Source organism: Bacillus haimaensis (assembly GCF_048270625.1).
Classification (GTDB): Bacteria; Bacillota; Bacilli; order Bacillales; family Bacillaceae_I; genus Sutcliffiella_A; species Sutcliffiella_A haimaensis.
On the sequence record NZ_CP158164.1, the window covers coordinates 4,202,020 to 4,224,728 of the forward strand.

Consider the following 22,709-nt stretch of genomic DNA (forward strand, 5'->3'; position numbering starts at 1 on the left):
CCCGCTCCGCGGTGATGCGTTGAAGTTGTAGTGGAATAAAGAGGGGCCTGACCCTCAGCGCTTTAAAGCGCTAAGGGTCAGGCCTCTTCTTCAAAGGAGGAAATGCATTATGCGTTTTGATGAAGCTTATTCAGGTAATGTGTTTATTAAGAGTCACCCAAGTTTCGAAGATAGCCAGGCTGTGATCTATGGTATGCCGATGGACTGGACGGTAAGCTACCGCCCTGGATCCCGTTTTGGCCCATCCCGCATCCGCGAGGTATCCATCGGGCTTGAGGAGTACAGCCCATACCTGGATCGTGAACTGGAAGAAGTGAAATATTTTGATGCAGGCGATATCCCATTGCCATTCGGTAACCCGCAAAAAAGCATCGAAATGATCGAGGAGTATATCGACTCCCTTTTAGAAAAAGACAAGTTTCCGCTTGGAATGGGTGGGGAGCACCTTGTTTCCTGGCCTGTCATCAAGGCGATGTACAAAAAATATCCGGATCTTGCCATCATCCACATGGATGCGCACACGGACCTTCGTGACGACTACGAAGGGGAGCCGCTTTCCCACTCGACGCCGATCAAGAAGGCAGCAAACCTGATCGGACCTACGAATGTCTACTCATTCGGAATCCGCTCTGGAATGAAAGAGGAATTCAAATGGGCGAAAGAAGTGGGAATGCACATCTCGAAATTTGAAGTGCTTGAGCCGCTGAAAGAAATCCTTCCAACATTGGCTGGACGTCCCGTATATGTAACAATCGACATCGATGTGCTCGACCCTGCGCACGCACCTGGAACTGGAACAGTAGATTGCGGAGGCATCACATCCCGTGAGCTATTGGCTTCCATCCACGAAATTGCACGCTCGAAAGTGAACGTGGTTGGAGCAGACCTTGTGGAAGTAGCACCAATTTATGATCCATCCGAACAAACTGCAAACACAGCAAGCAAGCTCATTCGTGAAATGATCCTTGGCTGGGTGAAATGATTATGTTGCCCTGTCCGCTGACCGGTTGGTTGGTGGGTGGGGCTTTTGCATTTAATGCACGAGAGACAGACTTCAAGTCCCAGAACCTCATTTTCTCCCACAAACCAGGCACCCCGCTATTGAACTTGCTCTACAACTTGTTTTATACTATGAAGGTTATAGTAAAGTAAAAGCGCCGCGAAAAGCGTTAATCATAAAGGATGTGTCTGGATTGCTGGACAATCAAAACAGTGCAAAAATGCCGATCCGGGTGAAGTTCAAGTCGGAAATTCTTCAAGATGAAGAACGGCAGGTTATGGCGTATGAGACAAATGGTCAATACTACCTTAAAGGTGAAACTGAATATATCGTTTTTTCCGAAAATCAAGGGAACGGGAAAAAGCTGGATGTCATTTATAAATTATCCGATCAAGAAGTTTGGGTGAGCCGTTCAGGCAACGGTGTGAAAATGAAGCAGACGTTTCGTGCAGGAGAACTGACAGCCGGGCTGTATGAAAGTGAATTTGGTATTTTCCATTTGGAAACGGATACCGAGAAGGTTGTAAGGATGAAGGATCCTGTGAAAAATCGGGGCTCCATTCAGTTGCAATACCAGCTGAAGGTACAAGGGCAGGAGACAGGTCAATATTTCATCACCATTCATTACGAGGAGGAACAAATAGCATGAATATAGTAGAACAAGTCCAGGAACGTTTAAAAAATGAGATTAAAGATGCCGTGATCAAGGCAGGCTTGGCGACAGAGGAGCAGATCCCGGATGTAGTGCTCGAGACACCGAAAGATAAAGCGAATGGTGACTACTCCACGAACATGGCGATGCAACTGGCGCGCGTGGCGAAAAAGGCACCTCGTATGATTGCGGAAGAGCTTGTGAAGAATTTTGACCAATCCAAAGCGTCCATCGAAAAAATCGATATTGCAGGACCTGGATTCATCAACTTTTACATGAATAATTCCTATTTGACGGATCTTATTCCAACGATTCTGGAGCAGGGTTCCGATTATGGGAAATCGACTGTCGGCAATGGCGAAAAAATCAACGTCGAGTTCGTATCAGCGAATCCGACTGGTGACCTGCACTTGGGTCATGCACGTGGAGCGGCAGTAGGGGATTCCCTGTGCAACGTTCTGGACAAGGCTGGCTATGAAGTAACAAGAGAATATTACATCAACGACGCTGGAAACCAGATCAACAATCTTGCGTTGTCCGTAGAGGCACGTTACTTCCAGGCGCTGGGCCAGGATATGGCAATGCCGGAGGACGGCTACCACGGAAAAGATATCATCGGCATCGGACAGGCGATTGCGGATGAGTTTGGTGACCGCTTTGTTCATGAATCGGAAGAGGATCGCCGCAGCTTTTTCCGTGAATACGGCTTGAAATATGAAATGAAAAAATTACAGCAGGATCTGGAGGAGTTCCGTGTACGCTTCGACGTATGGTATTCCGAAACTTCCCTTTACAATAACGGCAAAATCAATGAAGCATTGTCGACGCTGCGTGAAAAAGGCCATATTTATGAAGAAGAAGGCGCGACATGGTTCGGATCCATGGAATTTGGCGATGACAAGAACCGTGTGTTAATCAAAAACGATGGCTCTTACACATACCTGACACCCGATATCGCGTACCATCAGGACAAGTTGAAGCGCGGTCATGATAAGTTGATCAACATTTGGGGTGCCGACCACCATGGCTATATCCCTCGTATGAAGGCGGCAATTGAAGCGCTTGGATACGGAAAGGACGCCTTGGAAGTGGAAATCATCCAGCTGGTTCACCTTTTCCAAAACGGGGAAAAAATGAAGATGAGCAAGCGTACAGGTAAAGCGGTAACGATGCGTGACTTGATGGAGGAAGTGGGCCTTGATGCGGTTCGTTACTTCTTCGCAATGCGCAGCGGTGACACACATCTTGATTTCGATATGGATCTGGCAGTTTCCCAGTCCAATGAAAATCCGGTATTCTACGCGCAGTACGCACATGCTCGTATCTGCAGCATGCTTCGCCAAGGAGAAGAGCTTGGATTGGACCTGAACGGTTCTTTCGCACTGGAGCATATCAATTCCGAAAAAGAAATCGACCTGTTGAAAAAGCTGGGTGACTACCCGCAAGCGGTGGCAGAAGCGGCACAAAAACGCATTCCGCACCGTATCACCAACTATATTTTCGAGCTTTCCTCCGCCCTGCACAGCTTCTACAATGCAGAAAAGGTATTGGATCCGGAAAATATGGAAAAATCCAAAGCGCGTCTCGGCCTGATGAAAGCTGTTCAAATTACGCTGAAAGACACACTCAACCTGATCGGAGTATCCGCTCCAGAAAAAATGTAATAGAAATTTAAGAAAAGGCTCACTTCCATTACGAGTAGTGAGCCTTTTTTTGGTGAAAAATAGAGAAATAAATACAGAACACAAAAGGAGTTTTTCAACTATGAAAGAAAGCATCTTAGCACTCATCACCGGCATGGTCGTCGGATTCATATTCGCCCTATTCCGCCTGCCAATACCGGCACCACCAGTATTCTCCGGCATCATCGGGATCGTCGGCATCTACCTTGGCTACAAACTATTCTCCTGGATCGCACCAATGTTCCAGAGTACAGGCAGTTGACATAACAACAGGGGTCTGGCCCAATTTGGGTAAAACATCCAAATGGGGCCAGACCCCTCTTTGCCTTTAGGAATAGGTTAAAGGGAAGGATGGTGTAATTCTGTTGATTTGTTCTTTTAAGGTGCCTGAAATGGCTGTGATAAGGTACGAAAGCAAGCGCTTCGTACCGTCACAGCGAGCAAACCCCCGAAGAGACGGCATCGACCCCCATCCTCATCACAATCTACCACTCCACCGTCGCCCCGCCCATCCGCTTCACCCCGCGAATCGCCGCCACATCCTCGACCAGCTGCAGGGCCGCTTCGTCCTTGCGCTTGGCCTCGATCATGAAGTCGACATCCTGACCAAGTCCAACGACGACCTTCAAAAACTCCGCTAAGAACTGCAGATCCACATAGTCCGCGTGATGCCGCAACTTTTTTTCGGAAATAGGGGAGGAAACATGGATTTTCGGGATAATGCCGATCCCGCGCCACGTTTCATACACCCTTGGCAGAAGCTCCTCCCAGGATACTGCGCTCGGGTTTGCATATTCATGGTGATAGTCGAAAGCAAGCGGTATGCCGAGCTTTTCGCACAGTACCAGTGTTTCCTCCGTCGTGTAGGTTTTATCATCGTTTTCCAGCGTCATCCGCTTGAACACATCAGGAGGAAGCTGCTTGATATTCTCATAAAAGCGCTCCAAAGCAGCCTCCTTATTTCCGTAAGCCCCGCCGACATGAATATTGATGGTTCCGCTGTCCGCGAGACCCATTGCCTCAAGCATTTCATAATGGTACACCATATCCACGACTGCATTCTCGGTAATGTGAGGCTTGTCGCTTGTGAAGAGGGTGAACTGGTTCGGATGGAAGCTTGTACGCATCCCATACCGCTTCACCAGGTCACCGATCTCCCTGAACTCCGCGCCGAACTCCGAAACGAAATCCCATTTCACCTCAGGATGCGTCGCAAGTGGCACGATGGAGGAGGAGAAGCGGAACACCTTGATTTCGTTCGCGATGCAGAGATGGATGGTGCGCAGTGTATTCTCCAGGTTTTGGCGAGTCACCTCAAGCAGCTTGGCACGTCCTTCCTCAGGTGACATCTGCTTGAATCTTGTATAGGTCAAAGTCTTGCCAGGTGAGGCGTCCCAAAGTTTCCAAGATTGTGAAACAAAGCCAAAACGTATTCGCAATGGGAATACCTCCTTTCTTTTACAGCAATGGTGAAACAAGTTTTGCTAGCTGTTCACGCCCTTTATCCAGGAAGGACCGCTCCCGGATGTATTCAAGCGTCAGTTTCTCGGAATTTTGAATATCTTTCTGGATTTCGTGGATCGTCGCTTTTACAAACTCCGGATCGTAAATCAGGCAGTTGATTTCATTATTTAAAAAGAGACTGCGTTTGTCAAAATTGGCTGTGCCGATATCGCACATCTCCTCATCGATGACTATCACTTTTGCATGATAAAAGCCTATATAGAATCGGTAAACCTCTGCACCAGCCTCCAAAAGGGATGGGAAATAAAGAAATGCAGCATCCCTTACTAACGCATGGTCTGCTTTGTCTGGCAGAAGGACCGTTACCTTTACACCGCGCCCAAGCGCCTTCATCAGCTCGTCAAAAAGCTGCTGATCCGGAATGAAGTAAGGCGTACAGATAATCACGGACCGCTGTGCCTTCTGGAGCAACTCGATGAATGTTTCCTTCAGAAAGCCGCCGTTTGTCGGAACGAATTGATGCAAGCTTTTTCCCGGTTCCAAGGGAGGATAATAAGCCGCTGTTTCCGAGCGGGTTTTTGATGTGCAATCATCCCAGTTCTCGAAAAACTGCGATTGAAGATCCTGCACCCCTTCGCCTTTCAGCTTCAGGTGGTAATCGCGCCAGACCCCGAACTCCGGATCCTGGCCGAGATACTCCTTGCCGATGTTAAATCCGCCGACATAGCCGATTTTCCCGTCAACAACCGTGATTTTACGGTGATTTCGCTGGTTGATGCTGAAAAAGATGAAGGGAAAGGAGGGCTTGCGGCAGTATTCCACTTCAATGCCATGTTCACGCAGCTCTTTCACCTGTTTTCTTTTCATCTTATGGGAACCGAGATAATCCAGAAGAAGGCGAACCTCGACGCCTTCCTGGGCCTTTTGTTTCAGGATGGTGAAGAATTCCTCACTGACATGGTCCCCATTAACGAGATAAAAGAGGGAATGGATGTGATGGGTGGCGCGCTTCATCTCCGCAAAAAGATCCTCATACAGCTTGTTGCCGTCGGAATAGAGGAGGAAGTCGCTCCTTCTTTTCGGGAACTCGAGTCTTGTAACTTTCTTTAAATGCATCTTTCGTCCCAGCTGAAAATCAATGACAATCCAAATAAGAATAAGAAGAATTGCTAAACCGATATATAATGCGATAGTCATGTTTACCCCTCCGTCATCCGACTGTTTCTAGTTTCTACCGAACGGCCCTGACTTATCCTTTTTACAGGTCCATAGGTACAGGTTAGGCCCAAGTTCCTAATGCCGTCTCCAATCCATACCCACCACACATAAAGCATAAGCAAAATTTTCATCAAATGTGTTGACTGAATGCTCATTCACAAATAGAATAGAGTTAAAATAAAGTTCTGAAAATTAGATTCTTTCCAAACATTGAGGCTCTTCGCATAAAACAAACAATGATTTTCGCGAATGCAGCCGACATCAAAAAGGGACATACGAAAGGAGTGGAGAGATATGGGGAACGGTTTGTTAATAGCCAATTGGATTTTAACGATAATTGTAACCGCTTACGCAGTATCGCTATTTGTTTATTTGATCAGAACAAGAATACAATTCATCAAGCTCGGCAAGAAGGTCGAGTTTGATAAAAAGGTAAAAGAAAGATTGGATAAGGTCTGGGTCAATGTTTTTGGCCAGAAGAAGCTCTTGAAGGATAAGAAGAGTGGAATCATCCACGTTATGTTCTTCTATGGGTTCCTGATGGTTCAGCTTGGCGCGATCGACCTGATCATCAAAGGGCTGTTCCCGGGATCGCACCTGCCGCTGGGACCGCTTTATCCTGCGTTTACGTTTTTCCAGGAGCTTGTAACCTTGATGATTCTAGTTGCAGTCCTCTGGGCGTTCCATCGCCGTTATGTGGAAAAGCTTGTCCGATTGAAGCGCGGCTTTAAATCGGGTCTTGTCCTTATTTTTATCGGAGGATTGATGGTTTCCGTACTATTCTCCAACGGTATGGGACTTATCTGGCACGACCATGGCCAGACTTGGAGTGAACCTGTTGCAAGCGGCGTGGCATTCCTGTTCGGCTGGATCAATACGACAGCTTCCATCGCCCTGTTCTATGTCGGCTGGTGGATTCACTTATTATTCCTGCTTGCATTCCTTGTTTATGTACCGCAGTCCAAGCATGCGCATTTGATTGCAGGCCCGGCGAACGTGTTTTTCCATCGCACGACAAACCCTGGCAAGCTTGAGAAGATCGATTTTGAAGATGAAACACAGGAATCCTTCGGGGTCGGGAAGGTCGAGGACTTCACCCAATACCAATTGATCGATATGTATGCCTGTGTGGAATGTGGGCGCTGTACGAATATGTGTCCGGCAACAGGAACAGGGAAAATGCTCTCTCCGATGGATCTTATTTTAAAAATCCGAGATCACCTGACAGATAAAGGAGCGGCGATTACGTCCAAATCCCCTTGGGTTCCGACGTACGCGTTCAACAATACGCAAGGCAATCAGCTGGCATTGGCTTCTGCCGGAAAAGGTGCAGAGGAAAGTGCGGCAACGATCGAGTACAGTCCTTCCTTGATCGGCGATGTCATCACGGAGGAAGAAATCTGGGCATGTACGACCTGTCGAAACTGTGAGGACCAGTGTCCGGTTATGAACGAGCACGTTGATAAAATCATTGACCTGCGCCGTTATCTTGTACTGACGGAAGGTAAAATGGATGCCGATGCACAGCGTGCAATGACCAACATCGAGCGTCAGGGAAATCCATGGGGCTTGAACCGCAAAGAACGCGAAAACTGGCGTGAAGCGGCACCGGAAGTGAATATCCCTACAGTAAAAGAAGTGAAAAAAGCGGGCGAAGAGTTCGAATTCCTATTCTGGGTCGGCTCCATGGGCTCCTTTGACAACCGTTCCCAGAAAATCGCGATTTCTTTTGCAAAATTGCTAAATGAAGCAGGCGTGAAATTTGCGATTCTTGGAAACAAAGAGAAAAACTCCGGAGATACGCCGCGCCGCCTTGGTAACGAATTCCTGTTCCAGGAGCTTGCGACAGGCAATATCGCCGAGTTCGAGAAAAATGAAGTGAAGAAAATTGTTACGATCGACCCTCATGCCTACAACATTTTCAAAAACGAGTATCCGGATTTCGGACTTGAGGCAGAGGTTTATCATCATACAGAACTATTGGCTCAGCTTGTAAAAGAAGGGCGCCTGAAGCCGCAGCACGCGGTGAACGAAACGATCACCTTCCACGATTCCTGTTACCTGGGAAGATACAACGAAGTCTACGAGCCGCCTCGTGAAATCCTGAAGAGCATCCCTGGTGTGACGCTTGTCGAGATGAAGCGCAACCGCGAAACAGGCATGTGCTGTGGAGCAGGTGGGGGTCTGATGTGGATGGAAGAAGACACAGGAACGCGCGTCAACGTCGCCCGTACCGAACAGGCACTCGAAGTGGCACCAAGCGTCATCAGCTCCGGCTGTCCTTACTGCCTGACGATGCTATCCGACGGAACGAAAGCGAAGGAAGTCGAAGAAAAAGTCAGTACCTATGACGTTGCCGAGCTCCTCGAGAAATCGATTTTCGGAGATGTAAAAGAAACTGTAGCATAAAGAGATTACTAGCTTCATAGAAAATAAATGGGTGTACGCGATATATCAATTGCGTACACCATACCCTTTTAACGGAACTGAGCGAGCGTTCAGTCGCTATTTTTGAAAGCGTTGTCAAGTTTTTGGGGTAAAGGTAAAAGTAGATGTCAAATCCAAACGATCTCCCCTGTTGATTGAAGTGCAAGGGGTGAGACTCCTGCGGGAGCAGCGTGTCAAGGGAGACCCCACAGGCGCATTAGCGCCGAGGAGGCTCTCGAGGCCGCCCGCGGAAAGCGAACCCCTGGAACGGAAATCAACAGGGTGTTTAACAGATTCATTTTATTTTCAGGTTCGATATACAAAAATAGAGGAGGAACAAAAATGGGAAAAACAGTGATCGTCAGTGGAGTACGTACGCCAATCGGAAAGTTTGCCGGAGGATTAAGCTCCTTGACCGCTTCAGAACTTGGGGCTGTTGCAATCAAGGAAGCGCTGAAAAGAGCCAACGTTTCAGGTGACGAGGTTGGCGAAGTGATTCTTGGTACAGTGCTCCAGGGAGGCCAGGGTCAGCTTCCTTCCCGTCAGGCATCACAAAAAGCAGGGCTTCCTTGGAACGTCAAAACAGAAACCATCAACAAGGTATGTGCATCAGGGATGAGAAGTGTAGCGCTTGGCGATATACTGATCCGTTCAGGTGAGGAAGAGGTCATCGTCGCAGGAGGCATGGAATCGATGAGCAATGCGCCATACATCCTCCCAAAAGCGAGATGGGGACTTCGCATGGGCGACAGCAGCGTGAAGGATCTGATGGTTCATGACGGACTGACTTGCACCTTTACAGGCGTGCACATGGGAACATACGGAAACAGTGTTGCCAAGGAAATGGAAATCTCCCGCGCGGACCAGGACGCTTGGGCATACAGAAGTCATCAGCGTGCAGTCGAAGCAATCGAAAAGGGCATTTTTGCAGAGGAAATCGTGCCTGTTGAAGTTCCGCAGCGCAAAGGGGAGCCTGTTGTCGTGAGCAAGGACGAATCGCCGCGTAAGGACACATCCATTGAAAAGCTGGCAAGCCTTAGACCGGCATTCGACCATGACGGAAGCATTACAGCCGGAAACGCACCAGGAGTGAATGATGGGGCAAGTGCGCTTGTCCTGATGAGTGAGGACCGCGCAAACAGGGAAGGCAAGCAGCCGATCGCAACGATCCTTGGGCATGCATCCATCGCCGTAGAAGCAAAGGATTTTCCGAAAACGCCTGGACTGGTTATCAACGAGCTACTTAAGAAAACAGGTACTCAACTTGAAGAAATCGATCTTTTTGAAATAAATGAAGCTTTTGCAGCAGTGGCATTGGCATCTGCCAACCTTGCCGGGTTGGATCTGGAAAAAGTGAATGTAAACGGCGGGGCAGTAGCACTTGGCCACCCGATCGGAGCTAGTGGTGCACGCATCATAGTATCCCTGATCCATGAGCTGAAGCGCCGTGGCGGCGGGCTTGGCATCGCGTCAATCTGCTCAGGCGGCGGCCAGGGCGATGCAATCTTGATTCAAGTTTAAAACTGAAGGGGGACTACAAACATGACAATTCAAAAGGTAATGGTAATCGGAGCAGGACAAATGGGATCTGGCATCGCGCAGGTTTGTGCGATGGCGGGCTTCAACGTATATATGAATGATTTGAAACAGGAATTCCTGGATCGCGGGCTTGCATCCATCACGAAAAACCTGACAAGAGCGGTGGACAAAGGACGTATGACAGCGGATGAGAAGGAGCAGGTGCTTGGAAGATTGACCCAGACAACCGCTCTTGAAGACGCAAAGCATGTTGATATCGTCATCGAAGCGGCAGTGGAGAACATGGACATCAAGAAAAAGATTTTCGCACAATTGGACACTATCGCTCCAGCACATGCGATTTTAGCAACAAACACATCCTCCTTGCCGATCACGGAAATCGCCGCGGCGACAAACCGACCGGAAAAAGTGATAGGGATGCATTTTATGAACCCTGTACCGGTGATGAAACTGGTAGAAATCATTCGCGGACTGCAAACAGCGGATGAGGTATATGGCGCGATTGAAGATATGACGAAAAAGCTTTCCAAGGTGCCGGTTGAGGTTAATGATTTCCCAGGCTTCGTGTCCAATCGTGTGCTTATGCCGATGATCAATGAAGCGATCTTCACGGTATATGAAGGGGTGGCAACACCGGAAGCGATCGATGAAGTGATGAAGCTTGGCATGAACCATCCGATGGGGCCGTTGACATTGGCTGATTTTATCGGACTCGATACTTGCCTATACATTATGGAAACATTGCACGAAGGCTTTGGCGATGACAAATACCGCCCATGCCCATTGCTTCGAAAATATGTAAAAGCTGGCTGGCTGGGACGTAAGACAGGACGCGGATTCTACACATACGAGACATAAGGACAGCAGGAAAGGGGTCGAGCAGAATGAACTTGAGATTCACGGAAGAACAGGAAATGGTACGGAAAATGGTGCGCGATTTTGCGGAAACGGAAATCGCCCCGTTTGTGGAAAAGATGGAGGACGGCGAGTTCCCGAGGGAGATTCTGAACAAGATGGCCGACCTTGGCTTGATGGGCATGACAATCCCTGAGGAGTACAGCGGAGCGGGCATGGACTTTCCATCCTACATCATTGCGATCAATGAGCTGTCACGCGTCAGTGCAACGGTCGGCGTCATTTTATCCGTTCATACGAGTGTCGGAACGAACCCGATTCTTTATTTTGGAACAGAGGAACAGAAGCAGAAATACGTCACCAAGCTTGCTTCGGGAGAGTACCTTGGCGCTTTCGCCTTGACTGAGCCAAGTGCCGGATCGGATGCGGGAAGCCTGAAGACGCGCGCTGTGAAAAAGGATGACCATTATGTGCTGAACGGAGCGAAGGTGTTCATCACAAATGGCGGCGAAGCGGATACGTATATTGTGTTTGCCGCGACCAATCCGGAGCTTGGAACGAAGGGCATCAGCGCATTTATTGTGGAAAAGGACACTCCAGGATTCATCATCGGAAAAGACGAGCACAAAATGGGCTTGTATGGTTCCAAAACGGTGCAGCTGACATTTGAAGATGCGAAGGTGCCGGCAGAAAATCTGCTTGGTCGGGAAGGCGAAGGATTCAAAATCGCGATGGCAAACCTTGACGTCGGACGGATCGGGATTGCTGCGCAGTCACTTGGAATCGCAGAAGCGGCCCTGCAGCATGCAACCGCCTATGCAAAAGAGCGCGAGCAGTTCGGCAAGCCGATCGCACTTCAGCAGGGAGTCGGCTTCAAGCTGGCTGATATGGCAACGGCGGTAGAAGGGGCAAAGCTGTTGACCTATCGTGCGGCGAACCTGCGTGCACTTGGTAAGCCTTGCGGCAAGGAAGCGTCGATGGCAAAGCTTTTCGCGTCACAGACGGCAATGAATGTCGCAACGGAAGCAGTACAGGTATATGGCGGCTACGGCTACACGAAGGACTATCCGGTCGAGCGCTTCTTCCGCGATGCGAAGGTATGTGAAATCTACGAGGGTACAAGTGAGATACAGCGATTGGTTATTGGAAAACATTTACTAAACTAAAGCTCTTTTCAAAAAGTTAGTTGCATTTGTCCGTAAAAAATCGGCTTTTGGATTTTTTACAGCGATAAGAACAAAAAATCGAAATAAGAAAAGATGCTTTCAAACCGGAAAAAAGCACGAAAGTAAAGAATGTAGCGTGTGTATGTTGCATACGTCAAAAGCAACAATGTATGCGAAAACAACTTAAACTAACAAACTTGGGGGATGAAACAGATGAATTTTTTACTTAGCGAAGAACATGAAATGATTCGTAAAATGGTGCGCGATTTTGCCAAAAATGAAGTGGAGCCTACAGCAGCTGAGCGCGACGAGGAAGAGCGCTTTGACATGGAGATATTCCGCAAAATGGCCGATCTTGGATTGACAGGGATTCCTTTTCCGGAAGAGTACGGCGGAATCGGCAGTGATTATCTGGCATATTGCATCGCAGTCGAAGAACTTTCCCGCGTATGTGCATCAACTGGGGTTACATTATCCGCTCACACGTCACTTGCGAGCTGGCCGATCTATAAATACGGTACAGAAGAGCAGAAGCAGAAATACTTGGTGCCACTTGCGCAGGGAACTAGCATCGGCGGCTACGGCTTGACTGAGCCAGGCTCCGGTTCAGATGCGGGCGGAATGAGAACGACGGCGAAGCTTGATGGCGATCATTATGTGCTGAACGGTTCGAAAATTTTCATCACAAACGGAGGCATTGCCGATATCTATGTGGTGTTCGCGGTAACAGACCCATCCAGCAAGCATAAAGGTACAAGTGCATTCATCATTGAAAGTGGTTTTGAAGGCTTCAGTGTCGGGAAGAAGGAAAAGAAACTCGGGATCCGTTCCTCACCGACAACGGAAATCATTTTTGAAGACTGCCGTGTGCCTGTAGAGAACATGCTCGGTGCAGAAGGGGAAGGCTTCAAGATCGCGATGACGACGCTTGACGGCGGACGTAACGGAATTGCCGCGCAGGCTGTCGGAATTGCACAAGGTGCCTTGGATGCAGCGGTTGGCTATGCAAAAGAGCGCGTGCAGTTCGGGAAGCCGATTGCCGCTCAGCAGGGTGTAAGCTTCAAGCTGGCAGACATGGCGACTTCGGTCGAAGCTTCCAGACTATTGACCTATCAGGCTGCTTGGAGAGAGTCCGAAAATCTTAGCTACGGAAAAGAGTCCGCCATGTCGAAGCTTTTTGCAGGAGACACGGCAATGAAGGTGACAACCGAGGCGGTTCAGGTGTTCGGCGGCTATGGCTACACGAAGGACTATCCGGTAGAGCGCTATATGAGGGATGCAAAAATCACGCAAATCTATGAAGGAACACAAGAAATCCAACGTCTCGTCATCTCTAGAATGCTTACCAAGTAAGTAGGTGGAAAAAGGGATGAAAAAACGTCAAGTACATGCATCCGTCAAAGATGAAAAGCTGATTGAAAAACGGCGCGACCAGATGATCAAGGGTGCGGTGAGCCTTTTTAAGGAAAAAGGCTTTCACCGCACGACCACCCGTGAAATTGCCAAGGAAGCGGGCTTTAGCATCGGTACGCTTTACGAATATATCCGCACGAAGGAGGATGTGCTCTACCTTGTGTGCGACCGCATCTATGACCAGGTGGGGGAGCGGCTGCAGGAGGAGCTCGATATGAAGCGGGGCAATCTTGAAAGCTTGAAGGCTGCCATCTCCTTCTATTTTCGTGTAATGGATGACATGCAGGATGAAGTATTGGTGATGTATCAGGAGGCAAAATCGCTATCCAAGGATGCCTTGCCATATGTTTTGAATAAAGAGCTTGAAATGGTCGCGATGTTCGAGCAGGTGATCCGCAACTGCATGGCAGCAGAGGGGATGAAGCTTGCGGAACGCGAAATCCAGCTGATGGCCCATAACATCTTTGTCCAAGGGCAGATGTGGGGCTTCAGACGCTGGGTGCTCCATAGGCATTTCCAGCTCGAGGATTATATTGCTGGCCAGATTGAACTGTTATTAAACGGACTTACAAAGGGGGAGAACGTGAAGCATGGAAGTATATCGTCCAACTAACCATATCCGATTTGTCACGGCTTCAAGTCTATTCGATGGGCACGACGCATCGATCAACATCATGAGACGCATTCTGCAGGCGAGCGGGGCAGAGGTAATCCACCTCGGCCATAACCGTTCGGTGGAGGAGATCGTCAACGCCGCAATCCAGGAGGATGTCCAGGGAATTGCGATTTCATCCTATCAGGGCGGACATGTCGAGTATTTCAAGTACATGTTTGATTTGCTGAAAGAAAAAGGTGCTTCTCATATAAAAATTTACGGCGGTGGCGGTGGCGTTATCATCCCGAGTGAAATCAAGGAACTGCATGAGTACGGAATCGCCCGCATCTTCTCTCCGGAGGACGGCCGCGAGCACGGTCTTCAAGGCATGATCAATTCGATGCTGAAGGACTGCGATTTTGTGACAGCCAAGAGTTTGGGAGATGAAGTCGTGCGCCTGACCGCAGATGACCACCAGACAATTGCCAAGCTGATCACGCTTGCCGAGCTTCAGGTAACAACGAACGAAGAAGTGGCAGCAACCGCACAAGCTGCCTTAAGCAAGGTAAAAGAAATGCAGAAAACGGTACCGGTACTGGGAATCACGGGTACTGGGGGAGCAGGGAAAAGCTCGTTGACCGATGAACTGATCCGCCGCTTCATCAATGAAGTACCGGACAACAAGGTCGCGATCCTTTCCATCGACCCGACCAAACAGAAAACAGGCGGCGCACTGCTTGGGGACCGCATCCGCATGAACGCGATTTTCAACCCGCGCGTCTACATGCGCTCCCTTGCAACCCGCGGCTCCCGTTCCGAGCTGTCCTTGGCAATCCAGGACGCGATCGCTGTTACGAAGGCGGCTGGTTTTGACCTGATCATCGTCGAAACAAGCGGAATTGGGCAAGGGGATGCAGGAATCACGGAAATCTGTGACATCTCGATGTACGTCATGACAAGCGAGTTCGGTGCTCCTTCCCAGCTTGAGAAAATCGACATGATCGACTATGCCGACCTGATCGTCATCAACAAATACGAGCGCAAGGGCTCCGAGGACGCCAAGCGCCAGGTGCAAAAGCAGTACCAGCGCAGCCGTCTTCTATGGGACAAAGAGCTCGACGAAATGCCGGTATATGGAACCATCGCGAGCCAGTTCAACGACTTGGGCACCAACACGCTTTTTGCAGCGTTGCTTGGCCTGATCAATGAAAAAACAGGCTCAAGCCATACAACGAATCTGCCGACTTCCAAGGACGTGGAAAAGCAGAACGTCATCATCCCGAACGACCGCCGCTACTATTTACGCGAGATCAGTGACACGGTCCGCAACTACCATAAAGAAGCACAGGAGCAGGTGGAGCTTGCTCGCAAGCTATTCCAACTCGATGGTGCGATGGAAGCAGCGATGGATAAGGCGGAGCTGGTCGACGCGCTTCAGGTGATTCGCAATGAGTACGATGAAAAGCTGACCGCCGACTCCCGCAAGATTTTGGCAGGATGGGCCGAGAAAAAAGAAAAATACAGCGGCGACCAATTTGTCACAGTGATCCGCGATAAGGAAATCATCACGAAATTGACGACCAAGAGCTTATCGGGTCTTGCGATTCCAAAAGTGGTCCTTCCGAAATATGTGGACTACGGGGAGATTTTGAAGTGGGTGTACAAGGAGAACGTACCAGGCGAATTCCCTTACACTGCCGGCGTATTCCCGTTCAAGCGTGAAGGCGAGGATCCAAAGCGACAGTTCGCAGGAGAGGGCACACCTGAGCGTACCAACCGCCGTTTCCATTATTTAAGTAAGGATGACGACGCAAAACGCTTAAGTACCGCATTCGATTCGGTTACTCTATACGGCGAAGATCCGGCACCTCGTCCGGACATCTACGGAAAAGTCGGAAACAGCGGCGTAAGCATCTGTACGCTTGATGACATGAAAAAGCTTTATGCAGGCTTTGACTTGTGTGCACCAAGCACCTCTGTATCCATGACAATCAACGGACCGGCACCGGTCATCCTGGCAATGTTCATGAACACGGCCATCGACCAGCAAGTGCAAAAGCGCGAGGAAGAGCTGGGCCGCGTCTTGACAGTGGAGGAGTTTGCCGAGGTGCGTGCGGTGACGTTGCAGACGGTGCGCGGAACCGTACAGGCAGACATCTTGAAAGAGGACCAGGGCCAGAACACCTGCATCTTCTCAACAGAGTTCGCGCTTCGCGTGATGGGCGACATCCAGCAGTATTTTATCGATAAAAAGGTACGAAACTACTATTCCGTTTCGATCTCCGGCTATCATATTGCCGAAGCGGGAGCGAATCCGATCACGCAGTTGGCATTTACGCTTGCGAACGGCTTCACCTATGTTGAGTACTATCTGAGCCGCGGCATGAACATCAACGACTTTGCACCAAACCTGTCGTTCTTCTTCAGCAACGGACTGGATGCAGAATACACCGTAATCGGCCGTGTGGCGCGCCGCATCTGGGCTACTGTTATGAAAAATAAATACAAAGCCAACGAGCGCAGCCAAAAGTTGAAGTACCATATCCAGACATCCGGTCGTTCCCTGCACGCACAGGAAATCGACTTCAATGATATCCGTACGACGCTTCAGGCTTTGATGGCATTGCAGGACAACTGTAATTCGCTTCATACGAATGCCTATGATGAAGCAATCACGACACCGACAGAGGAATCCGTTCGCCGCGCGATGGCCATCCAGATGATCATCACAAAAGAGCACGGCCTCGCGAAAAACGAAAATCCGCTGCAAGGATCGTTCATTGTCGAAGAGCTGACAGATCTAGTTGAAGAAGCAGTACTGCAGGAATTCGAACGCCTGAACGACAGAGGCGGCGTACTTGGTGCCATGGAAACACAATACCAGCGCGGCAAGATCCAGGACGAATCCATGTATTACGAAATGAAAAAGCACACTGGCGAACTGCCGATCATCGGCGTGAACACATACCAAAATCCAAATCCTCCATCCGAAGACGAGCTCAACGACATCGAGCTGGCCCGTTCCACGGAAGAGGAAAAAGAAACACAAATCAAAAACCTGCGCGCCTTCCAGGGCCGCAACTCAGACAAAGTAGAAGAAGCCCTGAACCGCCTCAAACAAGTAGCCATCAACGGAGAAAACATCTTCGAAGAACTCATGGAGACAGTAAAAGTAGCGAGCTTGGGCCAGATTACAACTGCTTTGTATGAAGTAGGCGGGCAGTTTAGAAGGAATATGTAGTAGGTATTAGTGAAGGGCAGGAATAGAAGTTTCCTGTCCTTTTATGTAGGCTTTTATTAGAAAGACCAGCAATATCATTCCACTCTCCCCTGTTGGTTTCAGCGCAAGGGGTGAGACTCCTGCGGAAGGAGCGTGTCAAGGGAGACCCCACAGGCGCTTTAGCGCCGAGGAGGCTCCCGAGGCCGCCCGCGGAAAGCGAACCCCCTGAAGCAGAAACCAACAGGGTGTTTAATGTGGACACCTTATTTTCCAGGTTGCCTAACCACGTTCATCAAAAATTTCCCCAAAGAATTAATTTATACTGGATTAAACATAAAGGATTTGTTTATAATGAATGGTATGGATTTTTCTAGAAATCTTTAATATTATAGACCTTTTACATATACAGAAAGGATGTGCAGACATTGGCATTAAACCACTTAACGGCAGAAGAAGTAAAAGAAATGTCGCTTATCGAAATCACGTACGCATTATTCCAAGACCAGAAACAATCTGTGACATTTGGAGAACTACTTACGGAGATCAAAAAGCTTACAGGCTTCACTGATGAAGATCTTCGCAGCAAACTATCACAATTCTACACGGACTTAAACGTTGACGGCCGTTTTATTTGTATTGGAGAAAACCAATGGGGACTACGTGCATGGTATCCTTATGATCAAATAGAAGAGGAAACGACTCCTCAGGTTAAAACGAAGAAGAAGAAGGCAAAGAAAGCATCCGACGATGACGATCTTGATGCGGACGAGTTCGAGGAGCTGGATGAAGAAGAGCTTGAGTTCGACGACCTTGACGACTACGAAGAGGATGAAGCCGAAGAGGAAGACTTTGACGACGTCGATGAAGATGATGCAGACGACGATGACGACGAAGAATTCGAAGAGGACCTTATCGAAGACGAGGATTACGACCTTGAAGACGATGAGGAAGAAGAGGAAGAAGATTTTGATGAAGATGACGAGGAAAAGTTGTAACAAATCTCTCATCCTTGCTGAACCCCCTTGCTATTTGAGGGGGTTTTTATTTTTGGTCTTCTGATGGCTGGTTATTGATGGGGACGGGCCTCATTTTTTGCAATAAAAGGTGAGAATTCGTTCACTTTGTGGCATAGGTGCGCTGCACGGGGGGGGGGCTCTCGCTCCATTTTCATCAGAATTTGAGGCTTTCGCCCGGAAAATAAAAAATACGCCGGTAATTGAGATTTGCGCCCGAAAAATAAAAAATACGCCCGGAAATAATGATTTGCGCCCGAAAATCCATTGTTTTCGCCCGAACTACTTATTTCGGCAAATTTCGCCAGCCGAAGCCAACCAAAAATCCTCCTTGACTTTTCCCCTCAAACTGAGTAGAATCTTTTTTGGGCTCCTTTTAAAAGGACATGAATGATTCGGTATATCAGATACACGCTCCCTTTGCCAGAGACACTGGCAGGAGGAGCGTTTTTTTATTTTATTGGTCAAAAAACAGAAGATGGAAATTCCATGCTGTACCTAAACCATATTAGGAACAGCTTCATTTTTTAGTAAATGATTTTCGCACTTTTGACTAATGATAAAAACATTAAATGCCTCTCTAGAATCAGGGTAGTTATGTAAATATCAGTAAAATACATTTAATCGAGGGGGAGACAGCATGACAAAGTATATTTTTGTAACAGGTGGGGTTGTGTCATCTCTAGGTAAAGGGATCACAGCAGCATCTTTAGGAAGATTATTGAAAAACAGAGGATTGAGTGTAACGATCCAGAAGTTCGATCCATACATTAACGTGGACCCGGGTACAATGAGTCCTTATCAGCATGGGGAAGTATTCGTAACGGATGATGGCGCGGAAACGGATTTGGACCTAGGCCACTATGAGCGTTTCATCGATATCAACCTGAACAAATTCAGCAACGTGACTACTGGGAAAATCTATTCCACGGTCTTGAAAAAAGAGCGTCGCGGCGATTACTTGGGTGGAACGGTGCAGGTTATTCCACATATCACAAATGAAATCAAAGAGCGCGTATTCCGTGCCGGCAAAGAAACGAATGCGGATGTTGTCATCACGGAAATCGGCGGAACAGTAGGGGACATCGAGTCCTTGCCATACTTGGAAGCAATCCGTCAGATCAAGAGTGATATCGGCCGCGACAACGTTATGTACATCCACTGTACGCTTGTTCCTTACATCCGTGTTGCAGGTGAGCTGAAAACAAAGCCGACTCAGCACAGTGTAAAAGAGCTTCGCGGTTTGGGAATCCAGCCGAACATCATCGTATTGCGTTCCGAAATGCCGATCTCTCAAGACATGAAGGACAAGATTGCTTTGTTCTGTGATATCGATGAGAAGGCGGTTATCGAGTCCATCGATGCGGAAACGCTATATGAGGTTCCATTGGCGTATCAGGCGCAAAACATGGACAACATCGTTTGCGAACATTTGAAGCTTGATGCAGCAGCGCCTCAGGCGGACATGACGGAATGGACGAAGCTTGTTGACAAGGTGAAAAACCTTTCCAAGAAGACAACAATTGCGTTGGTCGGGAAATATGTCGAGCTTCAGGATGCGTACCTCTCTGTGGCAGAAGCGCTTCGCCATGCAGGCTACCAGTTCGATGCAGATGTAAAAATCAACTGGATCAATGCAGAGAACGTGACAGCCGAAAATGTTGACGAACTGCTTGAAAACGCAGATGGAATCCTGGTTCCTGGTGGTTTCGGAGATCGTGGTGTGGAAGGTAAAATCGAAGCGATCCGCTATGCTCGTGTCAACAAAGTGCCATTCTTCGGGATTTGCCTAGGCATGCAGCTTGCATCAGTAGAATTTGCACGCAATGTTCTTGGAATGCAAGGTGCGCACTCTGCTGAGTTGAACCCGGAAACTCCATTCCCGATCATCGACCTATTGCCGGAACAGAAGGATATTGAAGATCTAGGCGGTACGCTTCGTCTTGGCCTGTATCCATGTAAACTGAATGACGGTTCCCTTGCACAAGCGGCATATAACGACGGCGTTGTGTACGAGCGTCACCGTCACCGCTATGAGTTCAATAATCAGTATCGCCAGCAGATGGAAGAAGCAGGATTTACGTTCTCCGGTACAAGCCCGGATGGCCGCCTGGTTGAAGTAATTGAGATCAAAGACCACCCTTGGTTCCTTGCATCCCAATTCCATCCGGAGTTTACGTCTCGACCTAACCGTCCGCAGCCGTTATTCCGTGACTTCGTGGAAGCTGCAATCAAGAACACAACAGTGTTAGCTTAATTTTATAGATAGAAAAAAGGAGAAGCCGTCTCAATTGGGAACGGCTTCTCCTTTTTTAATGCACATGCCATTCAAACAGATAATGGTCATGAACCTCTTTTACTAAAATGAATCCATGCTTTTCGTAAAAAGGTCGAAGGTAGGAACTGTAGGCGACACAGTCCAGACGGATCGTATCCACCTGCATGGACTTGGACTGATCCTTGATCCAGTGCATCATAAAATCCCCGACATGCGCTCCTTTCCTATCAACAGACACGGCAAGCTTATGCAAATAGACGATGGACCCGTCATTGCCATCCTCCTTGCCCCACAGGTTCACATCCCATTCATCCTGAGCACGTGAAAGAAGGAACGTGGCGACTGTATTTCCTCCAGTTGGATCGACCACCTTGTAAAATAACCCCGCTTCCACGTTACGGACGATTTCTTCATCCTCGAGCCCTGTCAACAGAAAGTTCCACTGCGTTGATCCTTGTTCCTTCAGCAAGGTCGCGCGATCTTTCAAAATTTTTATGATAGCGGCACTATCCGCGGTGGTTGCCTTTTTAACCTCATAGAATATTGTGTTATTCAAAGAATCCCGACCTCCCAAAATGTTGTACGAAATATGATTCGATATCCGGGGAAGTTTTTCCTCTATAGCTCGTCCTGTTCCTCCAGAATTTCTTTGATGGTAAAAGAGAGACCATAATAGACATATAGCGCCGTCATGCTGCTCGGAAAGCCGAAGCGTTCTCCATCATCACCGGGAATAAGCGGCTTTTTCAGCTTCATGTCGATATGTACATCTGCGATGGAATCCAGCGTTTCGTTCGCATCGTCCTCCATCACAGTGGATATCCCGACAATCTCGATCCCAAGCTCCTTTAAAGCCTTCGCCGTCTCTATCGCCTCTTCATCCGTCGAAAAGCGTGACACAATCAACGCACGGTCCGTATCGGTAAGCTCATGATAGCTGTCCAGATCGGATAGCAGCGTCGACTTAGGCAGCGGCTCCGCTCCCTCGGTCGCTTCAAACTCCACCGCCTTCATTTCCTTCACCCCATGTATGTAAATGCGCCCATCACCGACCGCAGCCTGTGCAAGCAGCCGCGCACCATCCTCAAAGGAAAAATCCTCATTACCAGCAATCCTCCCGAACACACCCTGAAGCTGCGTCGTAAAAATCTTCAACATAAAAAAACCTCCTATACTTACTACCTGCAGTATGACACAAGTGGGGAAATTCCTGCCGGGGTCTGGCCCCAAAATGTACAATTTAACGGGACATTTTACCCATAAAATTCCCCCAACCTAAATTCTATTCCCTAAACGAAAAACTCATATAAAATGAAAGGTATGATATAAGTAGGGAATTCCTGTGGGGATCGATTATCCCGAAAAATATTTTTTATTATCCCCAGCTATAGAACTTATTAAAATCCTACTAATTGTTAAAATAGAATTCGTTATAAGTTAATATGTAGTCGTAATAAAAAATAATTGTTGGGGAAAAGCAGGAAATAAGTCTATTATAGTAGAAATAGGTGGATGGGTGGAAACGGATTTACTATTTTCTAGGAATGAGGTGGAATGATGGGTCAAAAATTGCTGATTGTGGATGACCAGTATGGGATACGCATTTTGTTAAATGAAGTATTTCAGAAAGAAGGGTACCAGACGTTCCAGGCTGCAAATGGTTATCAAGCGTTAGATATCGTAGAAAAGCATTCACCTGACTTGGTCTTGTTGGACATGAAAATTCCTGGAATGGATGGAATTGAAATCTTGAAGAGGCTGAAGGCGATCAATGCAGATATCCAAGTGATCATTATGACAGCGTATGGAGAACTGGACATGATCCAGGAGTCCAAGGATCTGGGTGCCATCACGCACTTTGCGAAGCCTTTCGATATTGACGAAATACGGGATGCCGTTAGAAAAAATATGCCGCAGTCTACCGAAAAATAATCGGGTTTGTGACTGAAAATTAAAACATTGATAGTGTTACCGCTTACAACGAAAAAGGGGAATGTTCAGTAGTTGTAGTTTTCTTTCAGAGTTGGTATGCTAGGTACTGGATAATATCTTCCGACAAGTTTTACAGTTTGTTTCACTCTCATACATAACTAGTTTTTCATTTGGTCAAGCTAGATTTGATATTGGTGAAACTGTTACATATAAGAAGGGGTATCCGTAATGCGAGCGGAATTCCATGTGTTTTCC

19 protein-coding genes are annotated in these 22,709 nt (G+C 48.1%); 14 read left to right on the forward strand and 5 right to left on the reverse strand.

All coding sequences use genetic code 11. The annotated features are described in order from the left end of the window. Window positions 1-109: 109 nt before the first annotated feature. From speB to ABN702_RS21370, 4 genes are all read left to right on the forward strand, one after another. On the forward strand, window positions 110-982 hold the full coding sequence (speB, locus tag ABN702_RS21355) for an agmatinase (RefSeq protein ID WP_417898600.1): 873 nt from the start codon (window positions 110-112) through the stop codon (window positions 980-982). A gap of 211 nt (window positions 983-1,193) precedes the next feature. Continuing rightward, window positions 1,194-1,649, forward strand: a complete 456-nt coding sequence (locus ABN702_RS21360; protein WP_417898601.1) for a DUF1934 domain-containing protein — start codon at window positions 1,194-1,196, stop codon at window positions 1,647-1,649. Then, window positions 1,646-3,316, forward strand: a complete 1,671-nt coding sequence (gene argS / locus ABN702_RS21365) for an arginine--tRNA ligase (protein WP_417898602.1) — start codon at window positions 1,646-1,648, stop codon at window positions 3,314-3,316. The genes ABN702_RS21360 and argS overlap by 4 nt, the downstream gene beginning before the upstream one ends. Window positions 3,317-3,416: 100 nt before the next feature. Beyond that, complete coding sequence (locus ABN702_RS21370) at window positions 3,417-3,596, forward strand: XapX domain-containing protein (RefSeq protein WP_417898603.1); 180 nt, start codon at window positions 3,417-3,419, stop codon at window positions 3,594-3,596. 66 nt (window positions 3,597-3,662) lie between these two features. Here the strand turns inward: ABN702_RS21370 and ABN702_RS21375 are convergent, their stop codons facing one another. Genes ABN702_RS21375 through cls form a run of 3 tightly spaced genes read right to left on the reverse strand, consistent with a single transcriptional unit; the run spans window position 3,663 to window position 5,995 of the window. Continuing rightward, window positions 3,663-3,797 carry a hypothetical protein gene (locus ABN702_RS21375; RefSeq protein WP_417898604.1) on the reverse strand — a complete coding sequence of 45 codons (135 nt, stop codon included), beginning with the start codon at window positions 3,795-3,797 and terminating at the stop codon, window positions 3,663-3,665. Between the two features lie 22 nt (window positions 3,798-3,819). Further along, window positions 3,820-4,773, reverse strand: coding sequence for a UV DNA damage repair endonuclease UvsE (uvsE, locus tag ABN702_RS21380; RefSeq protein ID WP_417898605.1), 954 nt, complete (start codon window positions 4,771-4,773; stop codon window positions 3,820-3,822). A 19-nt stretch (window positions 4,774-4,792) separates the two neighbouring features. Then, on the reverse strand, window positions 4,793-5,995 hold the full coding sequence (cls, locus tag ABN702_RS21385) for a cardiolipin synthase (protein ID WP_417898606.1): 1,203 nt from the start codon (window positions 5,993-5,995) through the stop codon (window positions 4,793-4,795). A gap of 315 nt (window positions 5,996-6,310) precedes the next feature. Between cls and ABN702_RS21390 the strand changes: the two genes are divergently transcribed. From ABN702_RS21390 to ABN702_RS21430, 9 genes are all read left to right on the forward strand, one after another. Beyond that, entirely contained in the window at window positions 6,311-8,425 is a 2,115-nt protein-coding gene (locus tag ABN702_RS21390) for a heterodisulfide reductase-related iron-sulfur binding cluster (RefSeq protein WP_417898607.1), read from the forward strand. Window positions 8,426-8,785: 360 nt separating this feature from the next. Next, on the forward strand, window positions 8,786-9,964 hold the full coding sequence (locus ABN702_RS21395) for an acetyl-CoA C-acetyltransferase (RefSeq protein ID WP_417898608.1): 1,179 nt from the start codon (window positions 8,786-8,788) through the stop codon (window positions 9,962-9,964). A 21-nt stretch (window positions 9,965-9,985) separates the two neighbouring features. Next, a complete protein-coding gene (locus tag ABN702_RS21400) occupies window positions 9,986-10,840 on the forward strand; it encodes a 3-hydroxybutyryl-CoA dehydrogenase (protein ID WP_417898609.1) in 855 nt (284 codons plus the stop codon). Between the two features lie 26 nt (window positions 10,841-10,866). Next, window positions 10,867-12,003: an acyl-CoA dehydrogenase gene (locus ABN702_RS21405; RefSeq protein WP_417898610.1), complete on the forward strand. Its 1,137-nt coding sequence runs from the start codon at window positions 10,867-10,869 to the stop codon at window positions 12,001-12,003. Window positions 12,004-12,216: 213 nt separating this feature from the next. Continuing rightward, window positions 12,217-13,356, forward strand: a complete 1,140-nt coding sequence (locus ABN702_RS21410) for an acyl-CoA dehydrogenase (protein WP_417898611.1) — start codon at window positions 12,217-12,219, stop codon at window positions 13,354-13,356. Between the two features lie 16 nt (window positions 13,357-13,372). Then, window positions 13,373-14,029: a TetR/AcrR family transcriptional regulator gene (locus ABN702_RS21415; protein WP_417898612.1), complete on the forward strand. Its 657-nt coding sequence runs from the start codon at window positions 13,373-13,375 to the stop codon at window positions 14,027-14,029. Beyond that, window positions 14,007-17,252: a fused isobutyryl-CoA mutase/GTPase IcmF gene (icmF, locus tag ABN702_RS21420; protein WP_417898613.1), complete on the forward strand. Its 3,246-nt coding sequence runs from the start codon at window positions 14,007-14,009 to the stop codon at window positions 17,250-17,252. Before ABN702_RS21415 ends, icmF begins: the two co-directional genes overlap by 23 nt. Window positions 17,253-17,647: 395 nt before the next feature. Next, complete coding sequence (gene rpoE / locus ABN702_RS21425; protein WP_417898614.1) at window positions 17,648-18,226, forward strand: DNA-directed RNA polymerase subunit delta; 579 nt, start codon at window positions 17,648-17,650, stop codon at window positions 18,224-18,226. 658 nt (window positions 18,227-18,884) lie between these two features. Then, window positions 18,885-20,501 carry a CTP synthase gene (locus ABN702_RS21430; RefSeq protein WP_417898615.1) on the forward strand — a complete coding sequence of 539 codons (1,617 nt, stop codon included), beginning with the start codon at window positions 18,885-18,887 and terminating at the stop codon, window positions 20,499-20,501. 55 nt (window positions 20,502-20,556) lie between these two features. Here the strand turns inward: ABN702_RS21430 and ABN702_RS21435 are convergent, their stop codons facing one another. Continuing rightward, window positions 20,557-21,078: a GNAT family N-acetyltransferase gene (locus tag ABN702_RS21435; RefSeq protein ID WP_417898616.1), complete on the reverse strand. Its 522-nt coding sequence runs from the start codon at window positions 21,076-21,078 to the stop codon at window positions 20,557-20,559. Window positions 21,079-21,140: 62 nt separating this feature from the next. Next, the gene (locus tag ABN702_RS21440; RefSeq protein ID WP_417898617.1) at window positions 21,141-21,680 is read right to left on the reverse strand and encodes a DUF2529 domain-containing protein; all 540 of its coding nucleotides are present in this window, start codon (window positions 21,678-21,680) and stop codon (window positions 21,141-21,143) included. 396 nt (window positions 21,681-22,076) lie between these two features. Here ABN702_RS21440 and ABN702_RS21445 point away from each other — a divergent pair, with 396 nt between their 5' ends. Further along, a complete protein-coding gene (locus ABN702_RS21445) occupies window positions 22,077-22,454 on the forward strand; it encodes a response regulator (RefSeq protein ID WP_204413068.1) in 378 nt (125 codons plus the stop codon). The last annotated feature ends 255 nt before the right edge of the window (window positions 22,455-22,709 follow it).

Bases quoted from the DNA above. Each gene is read 5' to 3' on its own strand.
- speB (WP_417898600.1), top strand. From the start codon at position 110: ATGCGTTTTGATGAAGCTTATTCAGGTAATGTGTTTATTAAGAGTCAC.
- argS (WP_417898602.1), top strand. From the start codon at position 1,646: ATGAATATAGTAGAACAAGTCCAGGAACGTTTAAAAAATGAGATTAAA.
- ABN702_RS21370 (WP_417898603.1), top strand. From the start codon at position 3,417: ATGAAAGAAAGCATCTTAGCACTCATCACCGGCATGGTCGTCGGATTC.
- ABN702_RS21375 (WP_417898604.1), bottom strand. From the start codon at position 3,797: ATGCCGTCTCTTCGGGGGTTTGCTCGCTGTGACGGTACGAAGCGCTTG.
- cls (WP_417898606.1), bottom strand. From the start codon at position 5,995: ATGACTATCGCATTATATATCGGTTTAGCAATTCTTCTTATTCTTATT.
- ABN702_RS21390 (WP_417898607.1), top strand. From the start codon at position 6,311: ATGGGGAACGGTTTGTTAATAGCCAATTGGATTTTAACGATAATTGTA.
- ABN702_RS21395 (WP_417898608.1), top strand. From the start codon at position 8,786: ATGGGAAAAACAGTGATCGTCAGTGGAGTACGTACGCCAATCGGAAAG.
- ABN702_RS21400 (WP_417898609.1), top strand. From the start codon at position 9,986: ATGACAATTCAAAAGGTAATGGTAATCGGAGCAGGACAAATGGGATCT.
- ABN702_RS21405 (WP_417898610.1), top strand. From the start codon at position 10,867: ATGAACTTGAGATTCACGGAAGAACAGGAAATGGTACGGAAAATGGTG.
- ABN702_RS21410 (WP_417898611.1), top strand. From the start codon at position 12,217: ATGAATTTTTTACTTAGCGAAGAACATGAAATGATTCGTAAAATGGTG.
- ABN702_RS21415 (WP_417898612.1), top strand. From the start codon at position 13,373: ATGAAAAAACGTCAAGTACATGCATCCGTCAAAGATGAAAAGCTGATT.
- icmF (WP_417898613.1), top strand. From the start codon at position 14,007: ATGGAAGTATATCGTCCAACTAACCATATCCGATTTGTCACGGCTTCA.
- ABN702_RS21430 (WP_417898615.1), top strand. From the start codon at position 18,885: ATGACAAAGTATATTTTTGTAACAGGTGGGGTTGTGTCATCTCTAGGT.
- ABN702_RS21440 (WP_417898617.1), bottom strand. From the start codon at position 21,680: ATGTTGAAGATTTTTACGACGCAGCTTCAGGGTGTGTTCGGGAGGATT.
- ABN702_RS21445 (WP_204413068.1), top strand. From the start codon at position 22,077: ATGATGGGTCAAAAATTGCTGATTGTGGATGACCAGTATGGGATACGC.